Consider the following 12,725-nt stretch of genomic DNA (forward strand, 5'->3'; position numbering starts at 1 on the left):
TCAGCCGGGCTTTTAATAACGCACACTGCAGCGAAGATGGAGTTGCCGATCATGAAGAAATTCTTTGTCATACTCTTACTGACAGCCGCCATCGTCGCTGTCGCCCTGGCAGTTCCCTATTACAGCGGCGGAGTGTTCTCCCAGTACTACCAACAGGCGGTGGATTCCACCCTTTCCTCCAATGAATATCAGGTTTCAACGGTCAGTTACCAGCGGGGCTGGCTCAGCAGCACCATCCACAGCCGCATAGAAGTGATTGATCCAGATCTGCGCGATGCACTTTCCCATTTCTTTTCTCCCTATATCGAGGTCCACAGCAAAGTAAGCCATGGATTGAGCGGGGTGAAGAGCCGCAGCACTTTTTATCCCGGCGGGCGTGAAAACCCCCAGAATTTCTTTCCGGAAGGCGAAAACGCTTTGCTGCTGACGAACACCAGCCTCCATGGGCAGACGGCCCTGCAGCTGACGATTCCGCAACTGTCGCTGTCCTATACTGAACACGGCATGGAAACTTTTCTGCTGCAGAGCGGGAAGTTCCTTCTGAGCATGGATATCTCCAGCGACATGAACTCCTTCAGGGGAACAAGTGAGCTTGACGAGCTCTATATCATGGCCGGGGACGAGCTGCTGGAAATGGGTAAACTGGTGATCACATTCGACCAGTCGCGCATGACTCCATACCTGTTCGAGGGGCAGCAGTCTGCGGAAATCGCGTTCATTCAGCTTTCCGCGGCTGAAGGGGAGCCCGCGAACATGTCACAGATCCTCTACACGTTTGATGCCCGATCAACAGCCAATGATTCCCTGGATTTCAGCTTTATGCTGGCAGTGGAAAAGGGAAGCCTGGAAGGCATGGAGATTGGGCCCGCTGCTGTGGAGCTGGAGCTGCGCAACCTGAAGACGGCACACCTGAACGACTTCTTTGCTGCCATTGACAATGGTCTCAATGTGGGAAGTCACACTCTGGAGCAGGACTTCCTGCACTACCTGCTGCTGGCCATGGGCGACGGCGCCCAGCTGGAAAGCCCGGATTTTTCGCTGGCCACTGAGTTTGGCACCCTCAGAGGAAACTTCCTGCTGGACATCCCCCCCTTCGAAGAAGACTACTTCGACCTGCTGCAGTTCAGCGACGAGATCAAGGCCCATTTCAACCTGAGTCTGCCGGCGGATCTGGTGACTGTCCTTGATATGGAAACAGCAATCCTGCTGCACCTGCTGATGGCTCAGGGCATCATCAGGATGGAGGAGAGCAACTACCACATTGATGCCCAGCTGGAGCAGGGGATTCTCTTTATCAATGGCACTCCCATGCCCCTGAATCTCCCCTTCGGTCTGCGCTGACACTTTCAGCTTGCCAAATCGCCTGGCCGGGAGTATGTGCTCATCAGCAATTCATTTCTTCCGGCGGGGGTGTGCCATGCCCGTTCTTTTGCAGACGTCTTTTCTGCTGATTCTTTCCAATGTGTTCATGACTTTTGCCTGGTATGCCCATCTGAAAAATCTCAGCGGCCACAAGTGGTATATCGCGGCACTGATCAGCTGGGGCATTGCGTTGTTCGAGTACCTGCTGCAGGTTCCGGCCAACCGCATCGGCTATACGGAGCTCAGCCTGGCGCAGCTGAAAATCCTGCAGGAGGTCATCACCCTTTCGGTGTTCGTCCCCTTTGCTCTTTTCTACATGCGTCAGCCACTCAAACTGGATTTTCTGTGGGCGGGGCTGTGTCTGGTGGGAGCGGTGTACTTTCTCTTCCGCTCGGGATAGGGAATGCCACGCGCGGTGCTGCGCGCGACAGAAGTGACCCGCTGCATATCTGGTGTCGGTCAGCGTTCCGCGAGAACCTTTTCTATCAACTGTGCGGCTTCTTCAAGATCGATAGGCTTGAAGAGAAACTGATCTACTCCTGCACGGGTAGCTTCCTGCAGGAGTTCCTTCTCGTTGTGGGCGGAGATCATGATGATGGGGGTGGTGGAAGTTTCCTTGATGTGACGGGCCAGCCGGATGCCATCCATGACGGGCATTTTCAGGTCTGTCAACACGATGTCGGGCCGATGGCTGGTGAACATCTCCAGCCCCTCCTTCCCATCGCATGCCACAAAGGCCTCCCGTGCGCGCCTTGAGAAGAAGCTGTGCATAATCTCTCGTATTATGGGTTCATCTTCACAGATAAGCATGGTGACATTATTCATGTGTTGGCATCCTTTGCACGGGTTATAAGGGTCTATACTGGGAAAATGACTAAAGTTCAATGGTAAATTCTGCCCCACCATCAATACTTCGCGCGCTGATCTTTCCACCCATGTTATCCTGGACAATGATTTTCGCCATATAGAGGCCGATTCCGGTTCCGGTAATGCCTGAGCCTTTCGTCTGGTCCTTGGTGGTAAAGTACGGTTCAAAAATGCGCGGCAAGACTTCCGGGTCGATACCGCCCCCGTTATCGACGATCCTGATGATCAGCCTGCCTCGACCCTGACGACTGATACTGACATGAATGCTGCCATCCTGGGGCTGTCCATCGTGGTCCAGCCGATGCTGCATAATGGCATCGCGGGAGTTATTGAGCAGGTTAAACAGCACCTGCTTAAATTCATTGGGGTATCCGGTGACCAGGTACGGAGCGCTGCTCCTGCTCTTGTCTTCCAGCAGGGGAACACACTTTCCGCTGCGCACGTGCTGACGATAGAGAACCACATTGTGGGAGCGCATCTGACTGGAGAGCATGTGCGCCACCTGCCGCAGGCTTTCCATGACGTCAAAACGCTCCTTTTCCTTATCGGGGATGAAGAAGTTGCGAAAGTCGTCAATGGTGTCGGACATGAAGCGGATGGTCTCCATGGTGCGCTGCACTTTCACGTCAAGGGAGCCCTGATCCAGCATTCCGTAGCGATAGGAGTCGCGGATATCCTGCACCAGCATGCCCACCACATTCAGCGGCTGCCGCCACTGGTGCGCGATGGCACTGACCATTTCGCCCATGGCAGCCATTTTAGTCTGCTGGATCAGTATTTTCTCCTGCTGCTCCTTTTCTCGCTGGATGCGCTTCATGGAGGTGATATCGGTAATGATACTCAGGAGCGCCGGTGTGCTGTCTTCGGTGATAATGGCTTTGCGGCTGACGAGCACCTCCAGCGTGGCGCCGTTCCTGTGGCGCATGACCCGCTCCACAGCGCGATCCTGATCCTGGCTCTCCATCAGGGAGCGGTGCTTCTGTCGATAGGCCTGCTGGCGATTTGGCGGCACCAGTACCAGGAAAGACTGGCCGATGATCTCGTCATAGGTGTAGCCAAAAGTGGTACAGAAAGCTTTGTTGGCGTGAATAATGCGGGCTTTGGTATCGGTAATACCAATAGCCACATTGGCTTCGTCGTAGATGGCGTTGATGAGCGTTTCCCGATTCATGCGTCGCTGCACTTCCTCGTTGACGCGTTTCTCCAGATTATGGTTGATGAATTCCAGCTCGGTCTGTTTCTGTTTGAGCTCTCTTTCAATCCGCTTTTTCTCGGTGATATCCACCAGTGCCAGCACCGCACTCTCAAAGATCCCCCCCGGAGAGAAGTTCGGCGTGATGCTGATGGACAGCGTGCGCGCCACATCAGTCAACGCGCTGACTGCGTATTCCAGGTTGTGCAGGGTTCGTTTGTTTTTCAGGGCGCAGGCCAGGGGTTTTTGCTCAGCGGTGAGTTTTTTTGTATCAAGGCTTTTGAGCAACGATTCCACCACGTGGTAGCTGTTCCCCAGCAGGGAGTGTTCCGCGAAGCCGAGCAGCTTTTCAGCATAGGCATTGATAAAGTCTATTTTGCGATCGCGGTCGATGCGCAGTATGCCCACCGGGCTTGTCTGCATAATGCCGGTAATGAAGTTCTGTCGAACCTCCAGCACCTGCTGGGATTCCTGGAGCTCATGGGTCTTGTTCACCAGCTCGAGGCGCTGGCTTTCCTTCTCGTCGTAGACTACTTTCAGTTCGGCATAGGCGGAACTGAGTTCCTCGTTTGTGGACTGCAGCTCTTCGTTGGTGGTCTCAAGCTCCTCGTTGGAAGACTGCAATTCCTCATTGGCCGACTGCAGCTCTTCGTTCAGTGACTGCAGTTCCTCATTGGAGGTTTCAAGCTCCTCAATTACCGTCTGCAGATGCTCCTTGCTGGAAATCAGCTCGTGCTGCAGCTCCTGTATCTGGACATGTCCGTCTTCACTGACACTTTCGACAGGACAATGCTGCAGGGCAAAGGCATTATCCTCTTCCTCCAGCACAATGAGAAAGTACCCCACCGCTTCACCTTCGTGCTCCACCCGCGACGCGAGAATGCGCACGTAGCTCCAGGTGCTGCCCGTCTGGATTTTATGCAGATTCCCCCGAAAAAGAGGTACATCGCCCGAAGAGAGCCTGCCAACAGCAGCGCGCAGATCAATACCCAGCTCACGGGGCAGCATTTTCAGGGCATTGCCGCTGAAGTCACCACTGGGCAGGGTCAGGAAGTTTGAAGCATCGCCTCGCACATGGATGATGCTGTACTCGCAGTCAACCACAATGCTGCACTTGGAGAAAAGCTTCAGGCACGTCTGCGCCAGAGCATCTTCCAGGCGGTACTCTTTGGCCGGCTTGGGTGCCGGTGTCGCACTGCGGCGCAGCAGAGCATAGTTGCCGTTTCCGCTGACGATGGGAGACTTCACCCCCCCTTTGCGTTCGTAAATTTTGGCTTTGTCGTGGAAAGAGGCAAAGAGCGTTTCGTTGTCCCCGATGGATTCCGATTTCCCCAGAAACAGGATGCCCTTGGGGGCCAGAGAGTAGTGGAACAGCGAGAACACCTTCTTCTGCAGTGGCTGAGTAAAGTAGATCAGGAGGTTGCGGCAACTGATCAGGTCGATACGCAGGAAGGGGGGATCTTTAATGAGGTTGTGACGGGAAAAGACGATCATCTCCCGCAGGAATTTGGCAACTTCAAAGCTGGAGCCTTTGCGGGTAAAGTACTTCTCCAGCAAAGCCGGCTCCATGCCCTCCAGTAGTGCCTGGGAGTAGAGCCCCTTGCGGGCGTGCATCAGTGCGTCGGTATCAATATCCGTGGCAAAGATCTGCATATGGCACTTTTTCCCCATGCGGTGCACGATCTCCCACAGCATAACGGCCAGGGTGTAGGCCTCTTCGCCTGTGGCGCAGCCGGGCACCCACACGCGGATACTGTCACCATTGCGTTTGTTCGCCACCAGGCTTTCCAGAGCCTTTTCCAGGGAGTTAAAGGACTCCCTGTCGCGGAAAAAAGCCGTCACACTGATGAGAATGTCCTTGAAGAGCAGCTTCCACTCGTCGGCAGATTCTTCCAGCAGGCTGACGTAGTCCCCGAGGTTGGTAACCCGTGTGGCCGCCATACGCCGTTCAATGCGCCGGTTCAACGTGGTGAGTTTGTAGCCGGAAAAGTCCACCTCACCACGCTCGGTGAGGATGCGGAAGATACGGTCAATATTCCCTGGTGCCTTTTTGATCTGCTTTTCCACCAGGAATTTTTCCGGAAAGCGGAATATTTCGGGAACTTCCTGCCCGATGCGCTCCGGCGGCAAAACCAGATCAACATGGGTAGTGGAAATTGCCGCGTTCGGCATGCTGTCATACTTGGCGGTCGAAGGTTCCTGGGCAATGACGATGCCCCCCTCGGCCTTGATGGCACGCACGCCCACCGAGCCATCGGAGCCGGTGCCGGAAAGAATAATGGCGATGGCCTTCTCTTTTTTCACTTCGGCCAGGGAGCACAGCAGGGTATCCACCGAAGGCTTGGGGCCCATAGGTTGCGCCGGCTGGCGCAGGCGGATTTTCTCATCGGCGGTCAGGGTGATATCATAGTTGGGAGGGGTGATATAGATATGTCCCGCTTCAACGGCAGCTCCATCAACAGCTTCCAGTACCGGCAGCAGGCACTCCTTGGCCAGCAGGGACACCAGCATGCTGCGGTGGCTGGGGCTGAGGTGTTGAGCAATGATATAGGCGATATCGCCATCGGCAGGCAGGTGAGAAGTCAGGGCACGCAGTGCTTCCAGACCACCGGCACTGGCCCCAATACCAACAATATAGATCCCCTTGGCCGGTTGCTCCACTCTCTCACCTCCCGATTGTTATCGTCGCAGAATCCAGAAAATCACCGAAACCACTCCGCTGATAATCACCATCGAGGTCACGGGGAAGTAAAAACGAAAATTTTCCCGTTCTATCACGATATCCCCCGGCAGCCGAAAGAAACCGGCCTTCTGCAGCAGGGGCCACAGAAAGCCGGCGACAAGGAGTATGATCCCTGCAATCACAAGTGTTTTCTGCATGCTTTCCTCCCGTGGAGCCTCACCATAAGTAAACCTTCCGGGCAGGGTTCAGAGAGTGCACAGACAAGCATACGCGAAATACCGCAGGGTTACTCAATAATCTTCAGTCCAAAGCCGTAACCCCACTGGCGGCCTTCTTCCAGCTGCTCAGCTGACGGGCGCATCTGGACCTTGTAGGCGTCCTGCACAATCTTCATATGCATCACTTCGCACAGGCCTTCCGTCATGCTGATGCCCTCGCCACTCCAGCCATAGGAGCCAAAGACCCCCGCTTTGCGGCCGGAGACATTCAGCACGACCAGGTTGGCAACCAGCGAAAGCACTGGCTCCGGCGCTTTCGCGTTGATGGTGGAAGTGCCGAAGAGAATACCTGCGGAAAGCTCGATGGAATCCACCATCTCATTCATGTCCGCCGTGGCGGCGTCAAAGGTCACCACCTCGATACCCGCTTCTTCCAGGCCGACTTTCACGGCGTTCATCATCAGAACCGTATTGCCGTAGGACGAGGCGTAAATAATGGTGACCTTCTGACCGTTGAGGCGCTTGAGGTAGTTCTGAGCCTGTTCGTGATACCACTCCAGGAAGAACTCCGGATCGCGGTCCAGCACCGGTCCGTGGGAAGGGGCAATGATTTTTTTCGGCAGATCGCCGATAAGCTTGTACGCCTTGAGGAAGTGCTCCTTGTAGGGGCGCATGATCATGGAGTAGTAGAATTTGAACGCCTCGATAGAGGTCTTGTAGTCCTCGTCATCCAGTTCCGAGTTCATGATGGCGTCATTGCGCTCGCTGGTGAAATGGGCACCCATGACATCACAAGGGAAGAGGATTTCCTCCTCCACAAGATAACTCATCATCGTGTCCGGCCAGTGCAGAAAAGGTGTGACAAAGAAACGCAAGGTCTTGCCCCCCAGGTCCAGCTCATCACCGGAATTGATGGACCAGGATTTGAATTCGCGATTGACCAGGTTTTCAATAAATTTCTTGCACGGCTTGGAATGGATAACCGTAATCTCCGGGTGGCGCTTCAGCAGCTCCAGCAGACAGCCGGAGTGGTCAGGCTCCGTATGCTGCACCACCACATAATCAATATCAGTGATGGGGAGAATCTTCTCGAGATTACCGAAATACTCTTCAGAGAAATTCGCCTTGGAAACATCAATGAGCACATTCACCTTCTCCCCGCGAACGAGGTAGCTGTTATAGGTGGTTCCGTGCTCGGTGGGTACAACAATATCGAATATTTCCAGCTCAGGGTCCTTGACACCGACCCACTGCACACTTGGACTGAGTTGCTTTTTCATATTTCACCTCCGAATATGTCAGGAATACATACCATTTTTCGCAGAATGAGACCACATTTTCCCGTTTTCACCCACCATTTTCCCCCTGCGCGCTTTACGCCTTCAGAGGTTGGCCTCCCATGCAAAAAACCTTTCCCGAAGCGCAGGAAAACTTTCTTGACAAAGCCGGAACATTCCCTGTATAACCGCAAACCGTCGGAGCGTGGCGCAGCCTGGTAGCGTACACCCTTGGGGTGGGTGGGGTCGTCGGTTCAAATCCGGTCGCTCCGACCATTATGACATAAAAAAGTTTGCGGAATCACACCGCAAACTTTTTTTTTACCATTCCGCCCTGATCAGCTGAAGCCAGGTCCGCTCATCCGGACCCGTGCACTGTACCCATGAGCTGTTCGTGCAGAGTCTCCTGCCAGTGACACACTTTCACCCTTGGTCTTCCCCATGGGGCATGGTACATTCATACACTTCACTGCCAGCACAGCAAACCCTGTCCCACGGTCCGCCACAACCGGGAACACAAACCCTATACACTCTACCCTAAGCGGAGGTTTTAGCGCATGTTGCAGGACATGATTCCCCAAGCACTCACCTTTGATGATGTCTTACTGGTGCCCTCCTACAGCAACGTCCTTCCCCATGAAGTCTCCACCAGGACCAAACTCACCAGCAACATCGACCTCAATATCCCCATCGTGTCTGCTGCCATGGATACGGTCACTGAAGGACGCCTGGCCATCGCCATCGCCCAGGAAGGCGGCATCGGCATTATCCACAAGAACATGTCCATTGAACGTCAGGCCGACGAGGTAGACAAGGTCAAGCGCTCAGAATCAGGCATGATCGTCGATCCCATCACCATCGGCCCCGACGCCATGATCAAGGACGCCGAAGAGCTGATGAGCAAGTACAAGATCAGCGGCGTGCCCGTCACCGTGGAAGGTAACCGTCTGGTGGGCATCCTGACCAACCGCGACCTGCGCTTCTGCAAAGACTACACCCGCAAAGTTTCCGAATACATGACCTCCAAAAACCTCGTCACCGTCTCCATGGGCATCAGTCTTGAAGCAGCCGCTGACATCCTCCACGAACACCGCATCGAAAAACTCCTCGTCGTCGACAACGACAACACCCTCAAAGGCCTGATCACCACCAAAGATATTGAAAAGCGCCAGAAATACCCCAACGCCTGCAAGGATGAATTCGGCCGTCTGCGCGTCGGCGCTGCCGTCGGCACCGGCGCCGACACCATTGAGCGGGCAGCGGCTCTCGTGAAAGCCGGCGTCGACGTCATCGTCATCGACACCGCCCACGGCCACTCCCAGAAAGTGCTGGAAACCGTCAGGGAAGTCCGCACCATCTACCCCAACCTGGAGATCATCGGCGGCAATATCGCCACCAAAGAAGCCGCCAAGGCCCTCATCGAAGCTGGCGTCAACGCCGTCAAAGTCGGCATCGGCCCCGGCTCCATCTGCACCACCCGCATCGTGGCTGGCGTCGGCGTCCCCCAGATCACTGCCATAACCGAAGTCGCCCGCTACTGCGACCCCCTGGGCATACCCGTCATCGCCGATGGCGGCATCAAGTACTCCGGCGATGTGGTGAAGGCCATCGCCGCCGGAGCCAACTGCGTCATGATCGGCTCCCTCTTCGCCGGAACCGGAGAATCGCCGGGTGACATTGAGCTTCTGCAGGGCCGCAGCTACAAGGTTTACCGTGGCATGGGTTCCGTTGGCGCCATGCGCCAGGGCAGCAAAGACCGCTACTTCCAGGGTGACGTCAAGGAAGACCAGAAATTCGTGCCTGAAGGCATCGAAGGCAAGGTTCCCTACCGTGGCAGCCTGGCCGGCAGCGTCCACCAGATCGTCGGCGGCCTGCGCTCCGGCATGGGCTACTGCGGCTGCGCCGACATTGAAATGCTGCGCAAGGAAGCGCGCTTTGTGCGCATTACCAACGCCGGCCTGCGCGAATCCCACGTCCACGATGTCATCATCACCAAAGAAGCCCCCAATTACTTTGTAGAGAGCTGATATGAGCACCATTGATTCCAATAAAATCCTCATCCTCGACTTCGGCAGCCAGTACACCCAGCTCATCGCGCGGCGCGTCCGCGAAGCCCGGGTCTATTGCGAAATCATGCCATTTAACACCAGCATCGAAATCATCCGCGACTTTGGCGCCCGTGGCATCATTCTCTCCGGCGGCCCAGCTTCCGTCTTCGCCGAGGAAGCGCCCCTGCCCGACAAAGCCATCTTCGACCTGGGCCTGCCCATACTGGGCATCTGCTACGGCATGCAGCTCATCGGACACACCCAGGGCGGCCGTGTCGCCACCTCCGCCAAGCGGGAGTTCGGACGCGCCAAACTTCTCATCGACAACCAGCAGGATCTCTTCGCCGACCTGGATATCGTCGATAACACCTGCACCGTCTGGATGAGCCACGGCGATAAAGTGGAACAGCTCCCCCCCGGTTTTGAAGCCATCGCCCACACCGAAAACGCCCCCATCGCCGCCATGCGCAATGGCGAGCGTCGCATCTGGGCCATCCAGTTCCACCCTGAAGTGGTGCACACCTACGAAGGCGCCACCATGCTGGCCAACTTCGTACACAAAATCTGCGGCTGCGAACCCACCTGGAACATGACCAACTTCATCGAATCAAAAATAGCCGAAATCCGCGAAACCGTCGGTGACGCCAGCGTGCTGTGCGCCCTCTCCGGCGGCGTCGATTCCTCCGTCGCTGCCGTGCTCATCCACCGCGCCATCGGCGACCGCCTCACCTGCGTCTTCGTCAACAACGGACTGCTGCGCAAAAATGAAGCCGAAGCGGTCGTCAAGACCTTCCGCGACCACTATCACATGAACCTGCACTATGAAGACGCCTCGGATCGCTTCCTGCAGAAACTGGCCGGAGTCAGCGATCCCGAGAAAAAACGCAAAATCATCGGCAACGAGTTCATCTATGTCTTTGAAGACGTGAAAAAGCGCCTTGGCTCCTTTGACTTCCTGGCCCAGGGAACCCTCTATCCCGACGTCATCGAATCCGTCAGCGTCAAAGGCCCCTCCGCCGTCATCAAGAGCCACCATAACGTGGGTGGCCTGCCCGAAAATATCGACTTCAAACTGCTGGAACCCTTCCGCGAACTGTTTAAAGATGAAGTTCGCCTGGTGGGGCTGGAACTGGGTATGCCCGATGAAATCGTCCACCGCCACCCCTTCCCCGGCCCCGGCCTGGGCATCCGTGTCCTGGGCGAAATCAGCAAGGAGCGCCTGGACGTACTGCGGGAAGCCGACCACATCTTCCTGGAAGAGATCAAGATGGCCGACCTCTATCGCCACATCTGGCAAGCCTTTGTCGTCCTGCTGCCCGTCAACACCGTCGGCGTCATGGGCGATGAACGCACCTATGAAAACGCCTGCGCCCTGCGCGCCGTCACCAGCGTCGACGGCATGACCGCCGACTGGGCCCACATCCCCTACGAAGTGCTGGCCCGCATTTCCAACCGCATCATTAATGAAGTCAAGGGCATCAACCGCGTGGTGTACGATATTTCCAGTAAACCACCAGGCACCATTGAGTGGGAATAGGAAAGCAATCGCTCACCGCGAGTGAGCGGGAATACACGTGAATGCAAATGGGTGTCGCCTTTGGCGACACCCATTTTTAGCAAGAGGGGAAAAGGGCCTCACGCAGTGCCCGCAAAAACTCCCGATCTCCTCATCACATTCCCTGTTTTCACGCCCGTTCGCTACGCTCACTTAAGACGCTGAGAGCGCCAAGGAAATACAAATGAATGAATTTGGGCACCTATCTTCTCTGCGTTCTCTGCGGCTTTGCGAGAGAAAAATGCCTTTCGTGTATTCGGAAATCCTGAATAATTCCACAGATTTTGAATGATAGCTGCACCTCAGACACAAAGAATGGCAATGCCTCAGCCGGTCAGGCAAACTGACCGGCACACCAGCCCGACGACCACGCCCACTGCAGGTTATACCCTCCCAGCCAGCCCGTCACATCCAGCACCTCGCCCACAAAATACAGCCCCGGTACCGTCTTGCATTCCATGGTCTTGGATGAAATCCCGTCACAGTCAACACCACCACGGGTCACCTCCGCCGTGCGATACCCCTCCGTGCCATTGGGAGTTACCTGCCAGTGATGCAGCTGGCGGAAAACAAGCTCCACCTGCTTCCTGCTGAGCTGTGCCAGCTGCGTATCCAGCAGTTCCACTGGTAAGAGAGCCGCCACCATCCGCGCAGGCAACAGGCGCGTCAGCACAGTCTTCACCTGCTGTTTCGGCTGCTGCTCGCGCGCCTCGCCGATGACCTCATCAACAGAAGCACTCGGCAGCCAGTCAATCGTTACCGCCTGCCCCGGCTGCCAATAGTTGGAAATCTGCAGAATGGCCGGGCCACTCAGACCGCGATGGGTAAAAAGGACATTCTCCCGGAAGGAAATACCCTCCACCTGCACTGTCGCCTCCACCGCAATGCCCGACAGCGGAGCCAGCCGCTGTTTGTCCTGGGGCTGCAGGGTCAGGGGAACCAGCCCCGCCGAAGGCCGCCTGACGGTCAGGCCGAACTGCTCCGCGATGCGGTATCCCAGAGGGCTGGCCCCAAGGGGAGGAATGGACAGCCCCCCCGTCGCCACCACCAGTGAGCGGCACCTGTAGCCACCACGGGAAGTGTGCAGGGAAAAGGCCCCGTCCTCAAGGCGCTCCACTGAATGAATTGTGGTTCCCAGCATGACCGTGGCAGAAGAGCGACGGCACTCCGCAAGGAGCATATCCACCACCTGTGCCGCACTCTCATCGCAGAAGTACTGCCCGTGCTCCCGCTCGTGCCACTTGATCCCGTATTCGCTGATCAGAGACAGGAAATCCCACTGGTTAAAGCGACTGAGGGCTGACTTGACGAAGTGGGGATTGTGGCTGAGATAGTGGCCCGCGCTCAGCTGCGCATTGGTGAAATTACAGCGCCCACCGCCGGAGACAAGCACCTTGCGGCCCGCCTGGGTATTATGATCCAGCACCACCACGCGACGGCCCCGCTTGCCCGCCTGGGCCGCACACATCAGGCCCGAAGCTCCCGCGCCAAGAATCACCACATCGAAATTTTGCATTGCACGT

Annotated in this window: 9 protein-coding genes and 1 tRNA gene; 5 read left to right on the plus strand and 5 right to left on the minus strand. The window is 56.1% G+C overall.

The annotated features are described in order from the left end of the window. The first annotated feature begins 51 nt into the window (after nt 1–51). Together ACZ46I_RS12005 and ACZ46I_RS12010 are read left to right on the plus strand one after the other, a co-directional pair. Nucleotides 52–1,341 carry a YdgA family protein gene (locus tag ACZ46I_RS12005; protein ID WP_464280924.1) on the plus strand — a complete coding sequence of 430 codons (1,290 nt, stop codon included), beginning with the start codon at nt 52–54 and terminating at the stop codon, nt 1,339–1,341. 76 nt (nt 1,342–1,417) lie between these two features. Further along, nucleotides 1,418–1,762, plus strand: a complete 345-nt coding sequence (locus ACZ46I_RS12010) for a DMT family protein (RefSeq protein ID WP_013505611.1) — start codon at nt 1,418–1,420, stop codon at nt 1,760–1,762. Nucleotides 1,763–1,821: 59 nt separating this feature from the next. Here ACZ46I_RS12010 and ACZ46I_RS12015 read toward each other — a convergent pair whose 3' ends face one another. From ACZ46I_RS12015 to ACZ46I_RS12030, 4 genes are all read right to left on the minus strand, one after another. Further along, entirely contained in the window at nt 1,822–2,187 is a 366-nt protein-coding gene (locus tag ACZ46I_RS12015) for a response regulator (RefSeq protein ID WP_013505610.1), read from the minus strand. 49 nt (nt 2,188–2,236) lie between these two features. Continuing rightward, on the minus strand, nt 2,237–6,082 hold the full coding sequence (locus tag ACZ46I_RS12020; protein WP_464280925.1) for a chemotaxis protein CheB: 3,846 nt from the start codon (nt 6,080–6,082) through the stop codon (nt 2,237–2,239). A gap of 18 nt (nt 6,083–6,100) precedes the next feature. Next, nucleotides 6,101–6,301 carry a DUF2905 domain-containing protein gene (locus ACZ46I_RS12025; protein ID WP_013505608.1) on the minus strand — a complete coding sequence of 67 codons (201 nt, stop codon included), beginning with the start codon at nt 6,299–6,301 and terminating at the stop codon, nt 6,101–6,103. A gap of 89 nt (nt 6,302–6,390) precedes the next feature. Continuing rightward, nucleotides 6,391–7,602 carry an FprA family A-type flavoprotein gene (locus ACZ46I_RS12030; protein WP_013505607.1) on the minus strand — a complete coding sequence of 404 codons (1,212 nt, stop codon included), beginning with the start codon at nt 7,600–7,602 and terminating at the stop codon, nt 6,391–6,393. A gap of 196 nt (nt 7,603–7,798) precedes the next feature. Here ACZ46I_RS12030 and ACZ46I_RS12035 point away from each other — a divergent pair. The 3 genes from ACZ46I_RS12035 to guaA all read left to right on the plus strand — a co-directional run bounded on the left by ACZ46I_RS12035 (nt 7,799) and on the right by guaA (nt 11,184). After that, nucleotides 7,799–7,875, plus strand: a tRNA-Pro gene (locus ACZ46I_RS12035). Between the two features lie 281 nt (nt 7,876–8,156). Continuing rightward, entirely contained in the window at nt 8,157–9,626 is a 1,470-nt protein-coding gene (gene guaB, locus ACZ46I_RS12040; protein WP_013505606.1) for an IMP dehydrogenase, read from the plus strand. Between the two features lies 1 nt (nt 9,627). Next, the gene (guaA, locus tag ACZ46I_RS12045) at nt 9,628–11,184 is read left to right on the plus strand and encodes a glutamine-hydrolyzing GMP synthase (RefSeq protein WP_013505605.1); all 1,557 of its coding nucleotides are present in this window, start codon (nt 9,628–9,630) and stop codon (nt 11,182–11,184) included. Nucleotides 11,185–11,536: 352 nt separating this feature from the next. On the opposite strand, the gene ACZ46I_RS12050 is transcribed toward guaA, so the two are convergent. After that, nucleotides 11,537–12,718, minus strand: coding sequence for a BaiN/RdsA family NAD(P)/FAD-dependent oxidoreductase (locus ACZ46I_RS12050; protein ID WP_013505604.1), 1,182 nt, complete (start codon nt 12,716–12,718; stop codon nt 11,537–11,539). Between the last annotated feature and the right edge of the window lie 7 nt (nt 12,719–12,725).

This window comes from Desulfurispirillum alkaliphilum, assembly GCF_055378285.1.